Origin of the sequence: Marinomonas phycocola, from assembly GCF_047525455.1 — a bacterium.
In the GTDB taxonomy this organism is placed as follows: domain Bacteria; phylum Pseudomonadota; class Gammaproteobacteria; order Pseudomonadales; family Marinomonadaceae; genus Marinomonas.
The window spans coordinates 20446-40378 of the sequence record NZ_JBLIXL010000028.1; the positions used below are offsets into that span (position 1 = coordinate 20446).

Here is a 19933-nt window from a genome sequence, read left to right on the forward strand (position 1 = left end):
CGTTCAATACCGTCTTTTATTATATCGTTTTTTTATGCACGTGTTTCTACTTTATCGTTTTTTTTTGTATAAAAGCGCTGTTTTTTAAGGGGGTTATTTTTTGTATCAAAAAATAATTAATGAAAAAGAGTTTATTGCGCTGTTTGCTTTATTGACTTCTTTAACTGCATTAAGTATCGATGCTGTATTGCCTGCTTTTCCAGCGATTTCGAAAACATTACAATTTTCTAATTACCAAAATACTCAACTTATTATTTCTGCGCTAATTTTAGGAATGGCTGGAGGAGAGTTATTTTTTGGTCCTTTATCTGACGCAATAGGTCGTATAAAAGCCATTATGTTAGGTATTATTATCTACCTGATTGGCAGTGCTTTATGTTTAATGGCAACGGATTTAGACAGCTTACTCATGGGAAGAGTTATTCAAGGTGTTGGCCTTGCAGGCCCTAAAATAGCGTCAAGAGCTTTGATTCGCGATCTTTATAAAGGCGCAGCAATGGCAAGAATTATGTCATTTGTTATGATGGTATTTATTCTTGTACCTATGTTGGCACCTATTTTCGGGCAGTTTTTATTGTCTATTTCTGATTGGCGCGGAATTTTCTGGGCCTTTATTGTGCAAGCTGTTTTTGCTGGGGGGTGGTTAATATTTCGTCAGGAAGAAACATTAGATCCGTCGAAAAGAATACCCTTTTCATTTAAAACCGTTGGCATCACTTCTTTGTGGATTTTAAAGCATAAAATAGTCATGTGTTATACCGTAACAGCCGGTATTACCTTTGGTGGTATGATGCTTTATTTAAGTACTGCTCAATCAATATTTCAAGATTTGTATCAAACGGGAGATACTTTTCCTTATTACTTTGCTCTTTTTGCTTTAGGGATTGGTAGCGCAGGGTTAATAAATGGCAAACTAGTTATACGCTTTGGTATGTATAGTTTAACAAGAGTATCACTTTTTGTTATGACTGGAGCTAGCTTGAGTCTATTGATTATGTCGTTGTTTTATGGCGGTGTGCCGCCTTTTTATTATTTCTTAGCACTTGGGATGATAATGTTCTTCTGTAAAGGATTTTTATTTGGAAACATTAATGCGATGGCAATGGAACATTTAGGGAAAATTGCAGGAATAGGTGCGTCAATTATTGCAAGTGTATCCAGTCTTATCGCTATTTTAATGTCTTATACTGTTGGTCGATTTTACAATGACAGTTTAATTCCATTAGCAACAGGGTTTTTACTTAGTGCAATAAGTGCACTCATTTTGATTGAGATTGCAGCTCGCATTCGTGCTTCTGGTGAAGTCTAAACGAGTAAAGAAAAAAATGGACAAGTAAGGTGCAAGCTCTTGTTGTGTAATACTAAAAGTAACCTAACTCACGTAACATAGTTCTACTTTAAATTTTGATGTATTCCCTATTATGTTTTCGGCGAAACTTTCTTTTAATTCCCTGTTAGCACGAAACATGTTGAAAATGACCTTGCCTATGGTGTTCGGCATTTTCTCATTACTCAGCTTTCAATTAGTAGACAGTGCTTTTATTGGCCAACTGGGGGTTTTACCTCTGGCGGCACAAGGTTTCACTTTGCCAATGCAGATGATTGTTATTGGCTTACAGGTCGGTCTTGGTATTGCGACAACATCGATTATCTCTCGTGCACTGGGTGCTAATAATAATCAGTATGCACGTCAACTTGGCGGTTTGGTTTTATTAATGGGCGGTGTTGGCGTCGCTGTTTTTTGTGTCTTGATATGGCTATTTCAACACATGATCTTATCGTTTCTAGGTGCCCCCGCCGCTATTTTCTCTATTATTGATAGCTATTGGCCTCATTGGTTAATCAGCGCTTGGTTCGGCGCTTTTGTGTATTTCTTAAATAGTATTTGTCGTGCTAATGGAAATACCATGCTGCCCGGACTTATGATGGTATTAACCAGTGTTGTAAACCTCATTTTAGACCCTCTTTTCATTTTTACTTTTGGGTTGGGCATCAATGGTGCAGCCATGGCCACATCTTGCGCGTTCGTTATTGGTAGCTTCATATTGATAGTCAAAATTTGGCAAAATCATTGGGTGCTCTTTAAGTGGGATGATTTAGACATTGCAGCCAGTTTGAAATCCATCTCGAATATTATGGGTCCCGCTATGATAAGCCAGTTACTTCCTCCTGTTTCTTCCATATTGGCGACCAAACTCATTGCTTCATTTGGTACGGCTGCCGTTGCGGCATGGGCTTTGGGTTTTCGTTTTGAGTTATTTTTAATGGTGGTGGTTCTTGCTCTTACTTTGTCTGTACCGCCAATGGTGAGCCGATTGCTAGGTGCTAAGGATTACGATCAAATTCATGATGTGGTCATGATCGCTGGTAAATTTGTTATGTTACTCCAAATAGTTTTAGCCATTCTTGTATTTGTTGGATCGAGCCTATTATCTCAATGGATGACAAGTGATCAAGATGTTGAAAGCATTTTGCGATTGTATTTATTAGTGGTGCCTATCAGCCTAGGTTCGCTTGGAATATGCATGTTGATGGTTTCTGTTGCGAATGCATTAGGACATTCTTATTTTGCGTTAAGCATTTCCGCATTAAGGTTGTTTGCTTTCTTTTTACCTTGTATTTGGCTAGGTGCTCAAATAAGTGGCATTGAGGGAATATTTGCTGGTGTGCTTTTTGGAAATACATTTGCCGGGGTTGCCGCTTGGATGATGTATAAAAAAATAATGCGTCAATTAAGATGACCTCTCTAATTTAGCCACTTTCTATTTTCTGATAGCAAGGCACTAAGTAAGCCATTACTTAGTGCTTTTTTTGTGCAATTCGTATGAATTAAAATCTAAATGAGAATCATTATTGACAAACTGTTTTAGTGCGTTGATAATAACTATTATCATTCTCACTTTTGGTTGTGTTTATATGAAACGCGTCTTTCCTATTGTTTTCGTTTTTACTGGTTTGCCTCTCTATGCTTTAGAGAGTGCTGTAGAAAATGCACCGACGATTCAATTAGACGCATTGGTTGTGACGGGAACGCGTTCACAAAAAATAGTGTCGGATACTCCTGTTCGAACAGAAGTTATTACTAAAGAGCAGTTGCAAAAACGTCATATAAAAACAGTTGCAGAAGCATTAAAAGGAATTTCAAGTCTAACGCTAAAGCCAATTCATGGGAAAAATGGCATTGAAGTGTGGATGCAGGGGTTTTCAAGTGATCGAGTGAAAATTTTAGTGGACGGATTGCCTATATCTGCAACGACTGGTTCGAGTGTGGATGTCACTCAACTGTCTACAGTGGGCGTTGAGAGAATTGAAATTGTAAAAGGTGCAACCTCTTCTTTGTATGGCAGCTCAGCAATGGGAGGGGTTATTAATGTGATAACTCGCCGCTCTTCGAGTGATGATTTCAACGATGCTTCTGATCTTGATACTAAGTATGCCGTATCACTCGAGACAGGCAGCTATGGTGACGATAACCCAAGTGGGAAAAAGGTAGACAGTGTTTTTCGTCGGGTGAGTGCTGTTGGCTCTGGTCGTATTGGTGCTTGGGAAGTCTCCCTTTCAGCGGATGTAAGTGATACGGATGGTTTTGATGTCACGCCTAATGATTGGGATTCTCAAGGTGCGAGGGGGACTCGTTCAACATTTGGTCTTGATGTGTCTTGGGATAAAGCGTCTTTTGGGCAGTACTCTTTTGGCCTAGAGCACTATGCCGAAGACTTAGCGAGCAACCTTCAAGAAAATGCGGGTGGAAAAGTCATTAACAAGTTGAAAACGGAAGACACCAGCCGAATTCGGTTTGATTCAGCCGCTCAATGGGAATTAGACGAAGGATCATTAAGCGCTTCTATTATTCGAGAAACATTAGAGAATACAACCTATCAAGATGTTGTATCTACACCTGAAAAAGAACAAAGAAGAGAAGCGAATCTGGACTTTAATCAAGTCAATTTGGATTGGATAACCAACGCTTATGAAGAGCATACGATTAATCTAGGGGCTCAATTTTTCAGTGAATCACTGAGTCAGAAAAAAGAAAATCTTTACGAAGTCTCCCCAAATACCGAGCGAAATAGCGTAGAGCTTTATATACAAGACGATTTTTTCTATAAAAATTGGGAGTTTTTGCCTGGTGTGCGTGTACAAGATGACAGCGATTTTGGATTTTATACGGCACCGAAAATGAATGTTCGTTACGATTTTGATTCACGTTCTCAAAGACGTACTTACTTAAGGGCAGGTGTAGGCGCTGGCTATAGAGTGCCTAATTTGAAAGAGAGGTATTTTCTCTTTGATCATAGTCACCTTGGGTATGTTGTAAATGGGAACGATGCATTAGTACCAGAAGAATCGCTTAGTTATCAAATTGGCCTAGGCATTGAAAATGGCCAGGCTCAATCATACGGAGTGAATCTGTTTCTGAATCGCATTGATAACTTGATAGTAACCGGACTCGATGAAAAAAGCACCGCTGAACGATTGGATAATGTTCAAGTCTTCCGTTATCAAAATGCAGAAAAAGCCAGAACGTACGGTGCAGAATTCAACCTACAACAGCAACTTTCGTCGAACGTACAGCTGCAAGTGGGCTATACCTGGATGCAGAGTGAAGATCTTAAAACCGGTAAGCCGTTAACGCGACGACCAGACCATCAAATTAACCTTTCATTAGATGCAGAGTTACCTCAATGGGACAGTCAAGTGTCTTTATTAGGGCGCTATCAATCGTCTGAATACGTTGATGAACAGGCCACAAGACGCTCTCCGTCCTGGAGTGAATTCGATGTCAAAATCAATAAAAGTGTCAGTAAAGAGTTCACTCTTTTTGCTGGGGTAAATAACGTAACGGACACACAAAAAGATTTTTATAAAGGGGGCGATTTTCGTCCTGAAGTCGGTCGTTATATATATGTGGGCTTTAGTTTATCAGACTAGAGCACAGGTTAATCATGGTATTCCATTTGTTTAAAGCTAACGCTATTGAAATCAACAACACATAAAAGAGGGTTTTATGTCTGCCTTATCGAAATGTATTTTGTATCCATGCAGTTTAACGGCTGGCGCTATTCTATTGGTAGCCTGCGGCGGTGGGGGATCTGCTGATGGTGGCGAGAGTTCGAGTAATAATGAAGGTGATCCAAGCACTGTTCTTTCAGAAAGCGATCAAAGCCTATCTTCGAATATCATTGATGCGAGCGATTATGTTAATTATGCCTATTTTAATTTGGATACCAACCAAGTCGTAGAGTTAACCGAAGAAGAAGCAAAAACAGACACAAATTGGCATGTTGGTTTTCGACGCTCTTCGATCATATTAAATGGAGGCACATCTGGGGCTGGGCAGGTCTCTGCTGCTTTGGTTACACCTCAAGACGATTTTTATATAGAGGGTGATGCAAATAACAGCGTCTTTTTAAATGCTACGCCAGAGGCTGAGTTAAACCATTTAACCAGTGATGTTGATGTGTCTGCGTTGACATATCAAGCGGATACATTTTCTTATGCAGTAGTGGGTACTGGTACGACAACAGGAACCTTGATGGACCTTGGTTGGTATAACTATGATGTGGCAACGCACAGCATTAGTGCCAACACGGACAATATGTGGTTATTGAAATCCGCATCAGGGGACAGCTACGCTCGATTTTCTACTCAAACGTTGAATTATACAGAGACATTAGATGTCACTTTTCGCTTTGATGTACAGGCTCAGGGTAGCAACCAATTTGTGGATAACAATGCTTCTTTTAGTGCGTCTATTCCTAAAACAGGCGGGCAAGCCTGCTTCGATTTTGATACCAACACCAACGTAGATTGCCGTGTGAATGAAGACTGGGACCTTCAATTGCAGTTGGAAGGGCGTGACTTTCTTCTTAAAACCAATAGTGGGCCATCTGGGGGCGGTAGTGGTGGTGCATTTGGCCCTTTCTTAATCAGTGAAAAAGACACCTATGTATCGGGAGCCATGACGTCGACGGGAGCAGACATTAGCCGCCATTATGAATCGGATAGCAACGCGGGAATTTTTCTCGATCAATCTTGGTATGCCTACAATCTAGAGGGCAATCACAAATTATGGCCTAACTACCGAACTTACGTCATTAATACTAATGACGCGGATACTGAATCGACTCAGTACAAATTACAAATTACCAACTATTACTCTGACACCGGGGAAAGCGGACATCCCAATATACGCTTTCAAGAAGCTAATTAGTGATGTTAGTTAGCCATGTTAGTTGTTCATATTAATTCGCTAAGTGCTCATTGAGACGTAATGCGTTGCTGGACAGAGAGTAATTTGAATTAAATTGGATCGAAATGAAACCTCTTGGAATAAAAAGGTGAACGTTATGTCATTACAAGAAATAAGTTCAGTAGAAAGCGGCAAATTGAATGTTGAAAATCAACAGAACTTGAAAAAGCAATTGAACTTAAAAAAACAATGGGATGAATTAAGGGCCGCGTCTCCGGAATTAAGAATACGTAATGCCGCCGAGGCTCTTGGTGTCAGCGAATTGGAGTTATTGCTGCTTAGTCCAATAGAACACCGAGTGCGCTTACGAACAGAAGTCGAAACGATACTACGCCGCGTGGAAACATTGGGTGAAGTGATGGCGTTAAGTCGTAATGACCAAGCGGTGCATGAACGTACAGCCGAATACAAAGGATTAAAAGTGTTGGGCGATGCGATGGGCTTGTACCTAGGTGATATGGATTTGAGATTGTTTTTGGCGCATTGGGTGCACGTGGTTGCCGTTTTTGAACCCACGGCGAAAGACGTTCGACGCAGCTTGCAATTTTTTGATGCCGCTGGTGGTGCGATTCATAAAATTTATGCAACAGACACTACCGATTTGGCGCAATGGAATGCATTAGTCAGTGATATGACATCTGAAGATCAAGCGGCAACCGTGGCGTTGTCCGTAATAAAAGAGGCCAGATTTCCTAATAATGGTACAGACAACTCAAGTGACGTGAGATCACGTTGGTCTCAATTAAAAGACGTACACGAATTTAATGATCTTCTTAAAACACTGCAAATAGACCGCTTGGAGTCTTTGGAAAAAGTGGGGCTTGAGTATGCACAACCGATAGCCCTAGACAGTGTTGAGATTGCGCTTGAAAAAGCAAAAGGTATTCAGTTAGACATTATGGTGTTTGTGGGAAATAAAGGAATAGTGCAAATTTATACGGGGCCTGTTAACAAGTTAGTGCGGATGAAACAGTGGTTTAATGTACTGGACGCTAAGTTTAATTTGCATCTGGACACGACTCAAATCACTTCTTGTTGGCGAGTAAAGCGCCCTTCTGTGGACGGTGTTATTACATCCATCGACTGCTTTAATGCAAAAAGAGAGTTGATTATCAGTTTGTTTGGTGCTCGTAAGCCGGGTCAAAAAGAACTGAGCGAATGGCAAGCCTTGGTGGCGGGACTGGAGGCGATATGAAATGGCAAACCCCTTTATGTATAACCTTTATTAGCGCGTTGTGTTTTGCCTCTGTGCTTGCGTTTGCTTTCCAAGCATCACATGCGATGTCTGCCACCTTACCGATTAAGTCTGTGGATAAAGTGGTCAGTATTGGTGGGGCAACCACTGAAATACTCTTTGCACTAGGTGTTGGGGATCATGTTATTGGATCTGATACCAGCAGCTATTATCCAGAAGCGGCCCAACATACCAAAAAAGTAGGCTATATGAGAGCATTATCAACGGAAGGTGTGCTGTCCTTGTCTCCTGATGTGGTTTTTTCCGCTGAAGGTGCAGGCCCTATAAAAGTACTGACCCAGTTAAAGAGTGTGTCTTTACCTTGGGTAACGTTACCTGAGGTGCGTTCGCTTGATGTGTTATATGAAAATATAGAGAAAATTGGGCGAATTATGTCGGTTGAGAAACGAGCTCAGCATCTCATTGCTTCATTGAAACAAGATGAAATTCAATTGGCTCAGTCCGTTAGCAAAGATAAAAGAAAGCCCAGAGTGCTGTTCGTTATGCAGCATACAGGCAGCCCGATGGTCGCAGGGAGCAATACTTCTGCGGATCGTATTATTCGTTTAGCTGGAGGAGAAAATATAGCGCATGAGATACAAGGGTATAAGCCTTTAACCGCAGAGGCGATGGTGAACTTGAACCCTGAATGGATTGTTTCTACTTCTTTTGGCGGACGTGATGTAAATAGCCATGATGACAGTAAAAACGGTCTGAAATCTTTGCCTTCTTTACATTTAACCGATGCGAAAGATGAAAGTCGCTTAATTATTATGGATGGATTGTTGTTACTGGGATTTGGCCCTAGAACTATTGGTGCTGCTCAGCAATTAAGGTCTTTTTGGTATGATGAATAAGGTGAAAAAGGCCTCTTTATTGCCGTCTTTTGTGATAGATAGAATGCCTTTTAGACGCTCTGTCTCTTCATTGTCCATTTGGATTATGATCATGACTCTTCTACTAGGCGCGATGTTCTTATCTTTGTCGGTGGGAGCGTATGCTTTAAATTGGAGTGCCATCATTAGTGAAGGCTGGAGCAGCCGAGACGGGCAGATTCTGTTTACTATTCGTATGCCAAGAGTGTTGTTGTCTGCTTGTGTTGGTGCCACATTAGCGGTGAGTGGTGCGGCTTTACAAGGATTGTTTCGTAACCCATTGGCGGACCCCGGCTTAATTGGTATTTCCAGTGGAGCCGTGTTGGCGGTTGCATTAGTGATTGTGCTTTTTCCTGCTTGGATCGCATGGAGTGGTTTATACGGGTTAAGCCTAGCCGCTTTTTTCGGTGGTGCATTGACTTGCCTTCTTATTTTCAAAATAGGGAACGTAAGAGGAGGGAGTAATGTTATGCAACTTATACTGGCTGGAGTTGCTATTAATGCATTAGCTGGCGCTGCTGTTGGTTTTTTGACTTACCTAAGTACCGATGAGCAATTAAGATCATTGACCTTTTGGAGTATGGGCAGCTTCGGTGGCGCTATGTGGTCGGCGGTATGGGTAACATTGATGGTTACAGCAGTGAGCGTTGCTTTTCTGATTCAACAATCAGGGCATCTCAATAGATTACTACTGGGAGAACCTGAAGCCCGTTTTTTAGGAACAGATACCAAGAAACTTAAATACAGAATTATTTTTCTTACCGCCTTGTCTGTTGGGTGTGCTGTATCGGTTGCTGGCATCATCGGTTTTGTTGGCTTGGTGGTGCCGCATTTAATTCGACTAATGTGGAAAGCAGACCATCGTATTCTCATACCTGCCTCGGCGATATTAGGTGCCATCTTGATGATTCTTGCTGATACCTTCTCTCGTATTGTTGTTAGCCCTGCCGAACTGCCAGTGGGTATTGTAACGAGTTTACTCGGCGGGCCCTTTTTTCTTTGGCTACTTTTTCGACCTAGCCAATCGTTGTCGTAACTATGTGCTTTACACTGTGGCGTCTACTCTGTTTTTACAGATAGTATTTTATAACTTGAATTCAAGTAAAAAGAGAACTCCTATGCTGACATTAAACGATGTATCTGTTTATAAAAGAGGAAACACACTATTGAAGGAAGTGAGTTGCTCTGTTGTTCCTGGTGAACTAACGGTGATTCTGGGGCCAAACGGCGCAGGGAAATCCACATTACTTAATTGCATGATAGGGGCCGAACTGTCTCATGATGGTGTGATTGCGTTAGAAGGGAAGCATATGGGCGACTGGTCGGTGCAAAACTTAAGTAAACGCAGAGCCGTGGTGTCTCAAAGTGTGATGTTGAGTTTTCCGTTTACCGCGCTAGAAGTGGTACACATGGGGGTGCATGCGGAGGCGGTGTTGCCCGATGTGAATGGAATGTGCTTTCAGGCACTAGAGCAAATGGGCGTTGCACAGCTTGCTCATCAATCTTATTTGGAATTGTCTGGTGGTGAGCGGCAAAGAGTGCAAATTGCTCGGGCATTGGTTCAGCTGAGGTCGAGTTATACGGGCGAAATTCAGTACTTATTTCTAGATGAACCAACGTCTGCATTGGATTTACATCACCAAACTCAACTGATGATACAGTTAACAGTACTGGCTGGCTCTGGTATGGGGATCGTCTGTGTATTACACGATTTACAATTGGCTGCACAATACGCAGATAGATTGATCTTGTTGAAAAGTGGTCGAATTATGGGAGAAGGAAATGCCGCGACACAAATCACTCAGACTAGGATAGAGGGCTTGTATCAGGTGCAAAACCATGTGATTCCACACCCCACCAGTGGACGCCCCATGGTGTTGCTTGAATGAGTGACTCTTAAGCAAAACCGTATTTTTGTAATGTTATTGAATGGACGCTTCTTTAGTCGGAAGTAATAGCCAAATATGGCCAAAGTGTTTGAGTTGTCCTGCCAATACCTTGGCTTCAGAGCCTATACCTTGATACCAATCAATATGGCCTGATCCTTTAATTGCCCCACCCTTATCCTGAGCTAAAAGTAGATGAAATTCATGTCCTACAAGGTCTCCTTGGTCATCTAGTTTAGGCAGTTTCCCGAGCAGGACAGAACCAAGAGGAATCACATTTGGATCGACAGCAATGGAGTATTTAGGCGTTAACGGCAAATTAGCCGCACCAATAGGAGAGGTTGGGCCTTCAGAGAAAAATAAGTAACTGGGATTGGTCGACATGATTTCTCTTTGACGCTTAGGATGATCAGCTAACCACTGACGAATGGCCTGTGCTGACATTTTGCTTTTTTCAATCTCGTTTCTTTCTATGAGTTCTTTTCCTAAACTGCGATAAGCATGGCCATTTACGCCTCCCCAAGAGAGTAATCGTCTTTGGCCATCTTCGTATTCAACCACGCCAGACCCTTGGACATGTAAAAAGAAATTATCAACAAGGCTAGCGGTGTATGCTAATTCCAAACCAAGCCCATCTAATGCACCGTCAAAATCAATCTCTTCTCGGCTCGGGAGAGGCGTGTCTTTAGGCCAGATGGGTGGTTTGGGTTTTTTATAAAGCGGAAAGCGGTATGTCTCATCTGGAGTGTGGCGAACGGGCAAAATAGGAACGTAATAGCCTGTGACTTGGACGTTACCACGTTGATCTTGGCCAGAGATTTGATGGGCGACAATCTTGGGATAATACCTTGGGTCTTCTATCCATTGGTTTAATTCATCAGTGACTTGGATAAGAGCCGATTTGGGAAAATTCAGAGAATCAAATTGATAATCCCGATCTTTAATTTTATTTAAATAACGCTTTTGCTGTTGTAACCCCTGTTGGAAGGTATCATCAGGGTAGGGTAAACCGGGAGGAAGGGACTCTTCTAAATACAATGTTTCTCTTTTTTGGGATGTTAAGTCTCGGCCATTGTTATCAAAATGATTGCTGTCGTCAATTTCATTGCGAGAACAGGCGCTTAAGAGGCTGAGAGCTAAGAGAGTTATCCCCAAAGGCTTAATGGACTTTGTAACATACTCACTTAACGTTCCAGTTAATGTATTACAGATAAACGGTTTCATAAAAAAGCCAAAAACGTTTTGTTAGAGATGCTAATGTAGCAAGTCAGAAAGTTGAAATAAAGCGAGTAAGAGTGTTATTTCAGTAAATCCTCTTTATTAATCAAAGCTAAATAGTTATCAGGCGTCATAGGCCTATGGAAGAAATACCCTTGACCTATTTGGCAGTTTAGTGCCAGTAATGTCTGCATCTCCTCAATTTTTTCAATACCTTCTGCCGTGCTTTTAGACCGAGTTTTTGTACACAAATCAATGATGCACCCGCTGAGGATGTGGTTAATTCTAGACTGATTTATGTCTTTCACAAAGACTCTGTCTAACTTGATTTCGACTGGGTCTAAGGTGATCACATTGTGCATTGAGCTATAGCCAGTACCAAAATCATCCACAGAAAAAGCAAAGCCATGGTCTCGTAGTAAAGACACATTCACTCTGAACACTTCATTATCTTCAAACATAGAGGTTTCTGTCACCTCTAAAATAATATTATGAGCAGGGATATCGTACTGTTTCTTCAGGGCCACGATTGTTTTAGAAAAGTCCGTATGTAATAAGTCTTTAGCAGAAATATTAATAGAGAGATGCCTATCTTGTGTTAGGTGTGGGTGTAGGCTAACCCATGAAAACACTTCTTGGATAATGTATTGAGTTACTTTTAAAATAAGCCCCGCTTGCTCTGCTAACGGAATAAAGACAGCTGGAGACATGACCCCTAATTCTTTATTTGTCCAGCGTAATAACACTTCTGCGCCTACAATAGTTTGGTCTTTTAAGCTTACTTTGGGTTGCACGTGAAATTCTAGCTGTTTGTTTTTTAAATCTCTGTTTAGTAAAGAAAGAATGTTTAATTGGTGTTTGTGATTTGATTTAAATTTTTCATCGTATCTTGTCCAGCTGTTGTGAATTTGTCGGTTTTCCTCAGTGGCTAGTTGGGCACAATGAAAGAGCTTCTCGATAGTATTTGCATCTTTAGGGTACTGGGCTACTCCAATACTAATATTATGTTGGAATTCTAAACCATCAATCCAAACGCTTTTTTCGAACGTTGGAATCAACTCGGTGAGTATATTGTCGATGTCATTTGATGATGTTAAGAAAACACAATTACTTGAACTGACTCGAATTAATTTTACTTGGGACGAATGACCCCATTTAATGGCTTCAACATGCGTCAGATTGGTTAATGCATCATTAATACTTAGAAAGGCTTGGCTAGCGGCTTGATCTGCATTGGCAGGGCCAACTGCTTGGCTAAGAGTGTGATGACCTATAAGTCGAATTAGAACAAGGTTTAAGATAAAGTTTTCTTTTCGGGCTTTTTTGAAGTTTGAATCTAATTGAGACAATAAAAATTGACGATTAGGCAATCCTGTCATGGTATCTGTAAGAGCGAGCAAATGTTGAGCATGATTGGCTTGCCTTACATGAGAACTAAAAGCAAATGAAAACCCTAATAATTGGACAACGGTTGTGATTAAAAAAAGGTATTCAGTGAATCCATTGTATGGAAGAAGGTTCCAATAAATAGCAGATCCAACCAAAGATCCTATAATTAACAAGCCCAACGAGAACATGTATAAGCGAGTAAACAATTTATGGGATGATTTCGTGTAGATAGCCCAATAAACGCATAAAGAGGGAACTATAAGTTGAAGCAAAAGGAAGATGGGCGCCATGGCGCTTTCTGTAAGAACGTAACTCAATCCAAGAAAGCTTAATAACACAGTGTCTATTTTGAATCTATGTTTCCAAAATTCAGGATAATGCAGTTTTAAATTAAGAAAATGCAAACTGAATCGGCAAATTCCCCAAAGTAGAAAGGTTTGCAAAGTGAGGAAATGCGACGTAAGCCATTGCTGTAGAGGCTCACAATAGAAGAAGTATCGGTCAAAACCTAAAATGCAAGCGAGAGAGACAATTAAGCCTGCATTAAACGATACATAATAAATAAAAGCAGATACCCGTGTTAAAGAGTAAATAACAATATTATAAAATAGCAGAATGGTTAATGACGTTAATGCAATGACCCAGAAGGTCTTTTGCTGATCCTTGGCTTGCTCGATGTTCCATTCATTGTATAGAGCGATAGGTAAAAGAACGGGGCCTGTGCTGTGCCTACGAATTAATAGGTGGGTTTCTTCTGTTTTATGGAGGCTAATCGGAATCCAAATGCCTTCATAAGGCCCTGATAAATTCCAAGCTTGAGTGTCTCCTCGGATCCACTCTTGAATAAACGTTTTATCATGAAAAAGATAAAAATTTAGTTCATCTATCATGAAGTTGCTGACTTTTAAGTAAAAAGTTTGGTTTATTTCGTCGTGAAAAGGAGGAAAAGAGAGCTTGTGCCAAAATGTCTTATTTGAAAAACTAGTATAAGTTGGGAAGCTATCTGGGTTAAAAGGTTGTAATAATACTTCTTCAGGAGGCAGTGGCGTTGATTCAATCCAAGTTGGTAGATCTTGAGTGATATAAGTGCCATCTGGTTCAGGTATATCAAAAGCATTGACATTCAATGATAGAAAAATAAAAGCAATACTTAATACAAACCTCATCATGCTAGACGGCCTTTGATTAAATAACATTATGGAATAAGTGAAGTGATTAATTGTAGAACGAATCTTATATATATTACAGTGAGAATTTGTGTTTTTAAGTTATATCAATATTTACGGTTTGTAATATGATATTTCGTATTCATTTATGTTTGCGCTGATTTATGATGAGAAAGCAGTTCAAATGCTTCTCGTAGTTCAATAAATTTTGTAGAAGATCCTCCTTTATCTGGATGAGCTTGGCTTGCTAGTGATCGATATTGTTTTTTTATTTCAGAATAGGTCGCATCTTTAGGTAGGTTTAGCGTTTTATAGGCTTGATCAAATTTGATTGGATGCTGCATTCCTTTAAAAAAATTATCTAAAAGTAATTTTACTTCGGCTTCATCCGTATCTGTGTATTCACTCCAATCTAAGTAGTAATTGGCCAGCTTTACTTCAGCAGAGTGGTTAACGTTTGTTCCTTGTATTTTTTCATCATGCTTAGAGGGAGGCAGCTTGTTTAAATAGGAAAAATCAATTTGGATATGCATAGGAGAGATGGACAGTTTCAGTTTCTCGTCCTGCCAAAGTTGCGTTTGTAATTGATATAAGGCGTTCATGACGAGAAAATGTTGTCTAAATAAGCAGAGATTAGCGTCTGTAGCTAATGTAGAAAAATCGGGAAATTGGGATTTTAGAGTACGTATTATATCGAACTCTGGTAACCCTTCTTTATGCTCTTTTAGTATGCTTAATATAGGAATAATAAATGGGTTTTTCATGTGTGAATACTGTGTAACAATCGGAAAATAATTTGGTTAAATCATCTAAATGTATTTGAAGAAAGCGCATAAAAGATGAGTATAATGAAATCAATGCTACCATTTGTATTAGTATAAAATAAGGCAGATGTAAATTTTCTGATTCTTTAATTCAATGTTGTTTTATATTAGGTAAAAGGTTTTATTGTGTGGATTATCGCTTTTATTATTTTTGCTTTTCTTATTTTTGCACCGAGCTTGTGGGTGAGGTACACCTTAAAACGTTATGCATTCCATCGTAAAGATTTCCCTGGAACGGGAGGGGAGTTTGCTCAGCATTTAGCAAATCGTTTTGAGCTAAATATCAAAGTAGAGCAGACGACAGAAGGCAAAGATCATTATGATATGAGAGCCAACAGCGTACGCTTAAGCCCGAGTTACTTTTATGGACAATCTCTTACTGCGATTACGGTTGCAGCTCATGAAGTTGGCCATGCAATTCAATATGGTAAGAAAGAAAAAATAACGAATTTACGTTTACGATACTTACCCTTAGCGCACTTTTTTAGAAAAGCGGGTTCAATAGTGTTGTTTGGCTGGCCTGTTATTACCGCCTTATTACAGCTTCCTTATGCTGTGCCACTTCATGTATTGGCTGTTGGTTTAACTGGTATTGCAGGAGTGCTCATACACATTGTTATTTTACCCGAAGAAATGGATGCCAGTTTTCGCAAGGCATTACCTATTTTAGTCGAAGGGGATTACATTCATAAAGAAGATATACCCGCAGTCAAGCGAATATTGAAGGCGTGTGCGTACACTTATATTGCGAGTGCTTTAGTGAATATTATTTTCGTGTGGCGCTGGTTAAAACGCTAATATACAGGCGTTGTACTGTATGAATGTTTCGCTTGTGTAATCATAATGTCATCTTTTTCGTTCACATTATTTTACTCTATTGGTAACCTGTCTTTTTGGTCAAAAGTAACACATTTAAAGCTTATTATAAAAAACGAATCTTGGAGAGAAAGCATGAAACCAACGGTTTTTTTGAAAACGGCAATTGCATCTTTTACAGCATTGACTGTAGCTGGATTAGCACATGCTCAAACCATTGACTTACGAGTAATGGAAACAACGGATATTCATATGAACTTGGTAGATTATGATTATTACGGTGATAAGCAGAGTAACTCAGTGGGTTTGTCTCGTGTGGCTACATTGATTAAACAAGCACGAGCAGAAGTAGACAATTCAGTACTTGTTGATAACGGTGATTTATTGCAAGGAACGCCTTTAGGGGATTTTATGGCAAAGGGCCGTATTCTTCGTTTTGGTGAAGTTCACCCAGCATTTAAAGCGATGAACTTATTAGATTACGATGTAGGTAATATAGGTAATCATGAGTTTAACTTTGGATTAGACTTCCTTGCGAAATCGCTACACGGTGCGAATTTTCCTTATACATCTTCCAATGTTTATGTCGATGATGGTGATGGCAATCCTGATAATGATCAGCCCTATTTCCAACCATACATTATCAAAGAAAAAACAGTAATTGATAGTGAAGGCAACGAACAAACAATAAAAATTGGCTACATTGGCTTTACACCACCGCAGATCATGAACTGGGATAAAGACAATCTAACGGGTAAAGTGATTGCGAAAGACATCGTAGAAAGTGCTAAAAAATACATTCCTGAAATGAAAGCAAAAGGGGCTGATGTTGTAGTCGCGATTCCTCATAGTGGCATGTATAACAACCCACATAAAAAAGGAGAAGAGCATGCCAGCTACCATTTAGCCAAAGTAGAGGGGATTGATGCAATCTTATTTGGTCATTCACATCGTATTTTTCCTGGTGATAAGACAATTGAATCCTACGAAGGTGTTGATGGCGAAAAAGGTACGGTATTTGGCGTACCTGCAACAATGCCAGGTTTTTGGGGCAGTCATTTAGGTGTGGTTGATCTAATACTTGAACCAAATGGAGAGGGTTGGAAAGTGAAAGACGGTACGGCCTCTGTGCGTGCGATTTACCGTCGAGATGGACGTAAGAAATTGCCTCTTGTAGACGCGGATGAAAGCATTAATGATGCAGTTCGGAGTGAGCATGAGGGCGCATTAGAGTATATGCGCCGTAAAGTGGGTGAAACCACATCGGATATCAACAGCTTCTTTGCATTAGTACAAGATGATCCTTCTATCCAAATCGTTAATAATGCTCAGATCTGGTATACAAAAAATATCGTTCGCGGCACGTCTTATGACAACATGCCTATTCTATCCGCAGCCGCGCCATTTAAAGCGGGTGGCCGTGGGGGGGCAGATTACTTTACCGATGTGCCTAAAGGTGACATCGCGTTGAAGAACGTAAGTGATTTATATATTTATCCAAATGATCTGAAAGTGGTTCAATTAACGGGTGCACAAGTGGTTGAATGGTTAGAGCGTGCAGCTGGACAGTTTAATCAAATTGATCCAAAATCTTCGACCAAACAAGCCCTAATCAATCCAAAATTCCCAACTTATAATTTTGATGTGTTAGATGGCGTTGAATATAAGATTGATGTTACTCAACCTAATCGCTATGACGACAAAGGGGTATTAATCGAAGGGAATAACCGTATTAATAATGTGACTTACATGGGAAAACCAATTAATTTGACACAAGACTTCTTGGTTGTTACCAACAACTACCGTTCTGGTGGTGGTGGTAAATTCCCTGGTTTAGATGGGTCTACGGTTGTTATACATGCTCCTGATAAAAACCGTGATGTTGTTGCTAACTACTTGTTAACGCAAAATAAAATTGATCCTGAAGCCGATCAGAATTGGTCCTTCTCAGATACATTTGGCAGCGCAACAGTCAGCTTTAAAACATCACCAAAAGCGAGAAATGTCGCACCTGAATCCATGTCATTTGTTGAAGTCGGTGAAGATGGTTTTGCTGAATTCATATTAAACTAAACGATTATACCCTAGAATATAAATATAGTTCATTCCACCAATAACTGGTCGAGCCTGAATAATGGCGTACCAAGAGTGAAACGCCATTATTCAGGTTCGACCACATCAGCACACATATTTTATTCACTTATCGAAAAAAGGACCCGCTAATGCGGGCCTTTAGAACACTCAATCATAATATTAACCATCTGGATTAATACCACTTAGTTGATCGTGAAAGGTGCTATCGCCAGCATAATCAGCCGCTCCAGCTTGCTCGGGTGAATCAACAGGCTTATCATTACCCTGAGCTTCACCATTCTTCGCTTGACCCTGCGATTCAGGGTCTGAATAATCCGATGAATTGTTTTCCGTGGTAAGCACGTCTTTAGGATTCAATTTTTCACCAAGGTTAGGTTGCGTACCTTCATTACCCGCATTGTTGTTTTTATCACCAACTGGGAGACTCGGCTCGTTCTCTTTATTATCATCTGACTCTGGAAACAACCCTGGTTCTTTTTTCGTCAACAGACCATAGTCGCCTTCTTTCTCAGACTGCTCTTCTTTCTCAGACTGCTCTTCTTTATTGGAAGCACCCTTTTGGTCTTGGCTTTCAACGCCCGCCGCTGCACTAGACGTTACAGAGCTATTAGTAGCAGTAGTAGAAATATTCGCTTTTGCTGCTGCATTTGATACCTCATCTGATGTATTACCAGCCGCATCCGACAAGGTCGCTGTTACGGTGTCTTCTGGAGATACTTCAATGGTAATCCCACTTTCAATCAACGCTCTTGTTAATTTGATCGTAACGGAACTTTCATCATTTACAGTATAGGTCAACGTATCTCCAATTTTAGATCCAGTCACAGTAATTGTCGCTGTAACCTTACCATCGTCTCCCAGCTCATTGCTATTATAAACACCATCAGATCCTGGGCTTTCGAATGCAATAGACGGTGTCGCAATCTCATCATCTACCGTATCTTTTTTGAGTAAGTTAACGTCACGTCCTTTATTCCCATCTTTATCGACAACATCAACAACAACACTAAAGTCTCCATCAGCCAAGCTTGTAATATCAACCTTGTTCTCAAAAGATAACCCCCCTGGGTATTGGGAATTAGATTCTGCTTTCTGTGGAAAAATGTTATCAGACTCGATAACAATTGAACCACCTTTACTATCCGTGATAGTAATAGACGTGACAGTACCTCCTGAGTGTAAAGAACCGCCGATCACTAGATTACTCTTTGCATCAAAAGTATCGAAATTGTCTGCCGTCTCGGTCTCGCGTCTACCTTGGTAAGTGTAAATGTGAATAAACGCCTGCACATTGTTTGTGCCATTGCCGAGTAACGACTCTTTATTATATTGGTCATCTTTGAACCTGAAACCTTCAAAATCAACAAAAACGTTGGTATCACCCTGATCATCAACAATAATTACATTTCCATTATCGGCTAATGTAATTGACTGCATTTCCGATATATCTTTACTAAACCTAGCTAGATCATCACCTGCACCGCCATCGATAGTCACTGCATCATTGTTATCATTAGCGTTTATATGAACTTGATCGCTACCTTCACCAAGCAGAATGAAATCATCACCTGACTCCGTACTCATCACACCAGGCTTGCCATGAAAGTGATGGCCACCACCACCACCACCATTGCCATGCCAGTAATGGAGCGCATTCGACTCAGCACTAACATGACCATTCGTATCAGTTTGAACCGCTTTGAAAAATTCATGGTCACCCACTGGAACATCGTCCAGATTAGAAATATCTACCGTCCAGTTACCGCTGCCATCTACAGTGATTGAATCATCATCAACTTTCGTGTATTCATCCGTTTTGGGATTCTTTCCTCTTCCAGTAGAGCCTGGAATCACATAAAGAGTGATTGACGCACCTGGCTCTCCTGTACCATGAAGCGTTACAAGAGAATAATCAGAAGCCGCAGAGTCGTCTGTAACATTAGTAATAACAGGAGGCTCAACGATAACGGCTCTTCCTGTTCCATTCTCATACGCTGCTGTGTTAGAAGCCTCAAATGCATTTCCAGCCTGATCTTCGCCTGAAACAGTGACAACAAGAGAAGGGTTTGATGTCGTATTGGCTAAATCAGACCCTTTAACGGCCACTGAATATGTATATTTCCCATCATCATTTTGTGACTCTGAAACAACACCAGTGCCAATAACCTTACCATTAAG

14 protein-coding genes are annotated in these 19933 nt (G+C 40.4%); 10 read left to right on the forward strand and 4 right to left on the reverse strand.

From position 1 onward, the window contains the following. The first annotated feature begins 100 nt into the window (after positions 1-100). The 8 genes from ACMUMJ_RS15210 (at position 101) to ACMUMJ_RS15245 (ending at position 10251) form a co-directional block, all read left to right on the forward strand. Entirely contained in the window at positions 101-1309 is a 1209-nt protein-coding gene (locus tag ACMUMJ_RS15210; protein WP_414679701.1) for a multidrug effflux MFS transporter, read from the forward strand. Between the two features lie 157 nt (positions 1310-1466). After that, entirely contained in the window at positions 1467-2741 is a 1275-nt protein-coding gene (locus ACMUMJ_RS15215) for an MATE family efflux transporter (RefSeq protein ID WP_414679702.1), read from the forward strand. A gap of 175 nt (positions 2742-2916) precedes the next feature. Then, on the forward strand, positions 2917-4932 hold the full coding sequence (locus tag ACMUMJ_RS15220) for a TonB-dependent receptor plug domain-containing protein (RefSeq protein WP_414679703.1): 2016 nt from the start codon (positions 2917-2919) through the stop codon (positions 4930-4932). 76 nt (positions 4933-5008) lie between these two features. Further along, a complete protein-coding gene (locus tag ACMUMJ_RS15225) occupies positions 5009-6214 on the forward strand; it encodes an HmuY family protein (protein WP_414679704.1) in 1206 nt (401 codons plus the stop codon). A gap of 136 nt (positions 6215-6350) precedes the next feature. Further along, on the forward strand, positions 6351-7448 hold the full coding sequence (locus tag ACMUMJ_RS15230) for a hemin-degrading factor (RefSeq protein ID WP_414679705.1): 1098 nt from the start codon (positions 6351-6353) through the stop codon (positions 7446-7448). After that, positions 7445-8344 (forward strand): heme/hemin ABC transporter substrate-binding protein, encoded by a 900-nt coding sequence (locus ACMUMJ_RS15235; RefSeq protein ID WP_414679706.1) that lies wholly within the window; start codon positions 7445-7447, stop codon positions 8342-8344. The genes ACMUMJ_RS15230 and ACMUMJ_RS15235 overlap by 4 nt, the downstream gene beginning before the upstream one ends. Beyond that, positions 8334-9398, forward strand: coding sequence for a FecCD family ABC transporter permease (locus ACMUMJ_RS15240; protein WP_414679707.1), 1065 nt, complete (start codon positions 8334-8336; stop codon positions 9396-9398). Before ACMUMJ_RS15235 ends, ACMUMJ_RS15240 begins: the two co-directional genes overlap by 11 nt. Positions 9399-9480: 82 nt before the next feature. Beyond that, positions 9481-10251 carry a heme ABC transporter ATP-binding protein gene (locus ACMUMJ_RS15245; RefSeq protein WP_414679708.1) on the forward strand — a complete coding sequence of 257 codons (771 nt, stop codon included), beginning with the start codon at positions 9481-9483 and terminating at the stop codon, positions 10249-10251. 33 nt (positions 10252-10284) lie between these two features. Here the strand turns inward: ACMUMJ_RS15245 and mltA are convergent, their stop codons facing one another. From mltA to ACMUMJ_RS15260, 3 genes are all read right to left on the reverse strand, one after another. Next, positions 10285-11472: a murein transglycosylase A gene (gene mltA / locus ACMUMJ_RS15250; protein ID WP_414679709.1), complete on the reverse strand. Its 1188-nt coding sequence runs from the start codon at positions 11470-11472 to the stop codon at positions 10285-10287. 74 nt (positions 11473-11546) lie between these two features. After that, positions 11547-14024 carry an EAL domain-containing protein gene (locus tag ACMUMJ_RS15255; protein ID WP_414679710.1) on the reverse strand — a complete coding sequence of 826 codons (2478 nt, stop codon included), beginning with the start codon at positions 14022-14024 and terminating at the stop codon, positions 11547-11549. A 143-nt stretch (positions 14025-14167) separates the two neighbouring features. Continuing rightward, positions 14168-14785, reverse strand: a complete 618-nt coding sequence (locus ACMUMJ_RS15260) for a DNA-J related domain-containing protein (RefSeq protein WP_414679711.1) — start codon at positions 14783-14785, stop codon at positions 14168-14170. 186 nt (positions 14786-14971) lie between these two features. On the opposite strand from ACMUMJ_RS15260, the gene ACMUMJ_RS15265 reads away from it, so the two are divergent. Then, positions 14972-15643, forward strand: a complete 672-nt coding sequence (locus ACMUMJ_RS15265) for a zinc metallopeptidase (RefSeq protein WP_414679712.1) — start codon at positions 14972-14974, stop codon at positions 15641-15643. A gap of 153 nt (positions 15644-15796) precedes the next feature. After that, the gene (locus ACMUMJ_RS15270; RefSeq protein WP_414679713.1) at positions 15797-17734 is read left to right on the forward strand and encodes a bifunctional 2',3'-cyclic-nucleotide 2'-phosphodiesterase/3'-nucleotidase; all 1938 of its coding nucleotides are present in this window, start codon (positions 15797-15799) and stop codon (positions 17732-17734) included. Positions 17735-17914: 180 nt separating this feature from the next. Here the strand turns inward: ACMUMJ_RS15270 and ACMUMJ_RS15275 are convergent. Further along, positions 17915-19933 (reverse strand): hypothetical protein (locus ACMUMJ_RS15275; protein WP_414679714.1); only part of this gene is annotated, 2019 nt, incomplete at its 5' end.

What these genes read in the sequence shown, in the direction of transcription:
- ACMUMJ_RS15215 (WP_414679702.1), top strand. Translation starts at nt 1,467, where the DNA reads ATGTTGAAAATGACCTTGCCTATGGTGTTCGGCATTTTCTCATTACTC.
- ACMUMJ_RS15220 (WP_414679703.1), top strand. Translation starts at nt 2,917, where the DNA reads ATGAAACGCGTCTTTCCTATTGTTTTCGTTTTTACTGGTTTGCCTCTC.
- ACMUMJ_RS15225 (WP_414679704.1), top strand. Translation starts at nt 5,009, where the DNA reads ATGTCTGCCTTATCGAAATGTATTTTGTATCCATGCAGTTTAACGGCT.
- ACMUMJ_RS15230 (WP_414679705.1), top strand. Translation starts at nt 6,351, where the DNA reads ATGTCATTACAAGAAATAAGTTCAGTAGAAAGCGGCAAATTGAATGTT.
- ACMUMJ_RS15235 (WP_414679706.1), top strand. Translation starts at nt 7,445, where the DNA reads ATGAAATGGCAAACCCCTTTATGTATAACCTTTATTAGCGCGTTGTGT.
- ACMUMJ_RS15240 (WP_414679707.1), top strand. Translation starts at nt 8,334, where the DNA reads ATGATGAATAAGGTGAAAAAGGCCTCTTTATTGCCGTCTTTTGTGATA.
- ACMUMJ_RS15245 (WP_414679708.1), top strand. Translation starts at nt 9,481, where the DNA reads ATGCTGACATTAAACGATGTATCTGTTTATAAAAGAGGAAACACACTA.
- mltA (WP_414679709.1), bottom strand. Translation starts at nt 11,472, where the DNA reads ATGAAACCGTTTATCTGTAATACATTAACTGGAACGTTAAGTGAGTAT.
- ACMUMJ_RS15255 (WP_414679710.1), bottom strand. Translation starts at nt 14,024, where the DNA reads ATGATGAGGTTTGTATTAAGTATTGCTTTTATTTTTCTATCATTGAAT.
- ACMUMJ_RS15260 (WP_414679711.1), bottom strand. Translation starts at nt 14,785, where the DNA reads ATGAAAAACCCATTTATTATTCCTATATTAAGCATACTAAAAGAGCAT.
- ACMUMJ_RS15270 (WP_414679713.1), top strand. Translation starts at nt 15,797, where the DNA reads ATGAAACCAACGGTTTTTTTGAAAACGGCAATTGCATCTTTTACAGCA.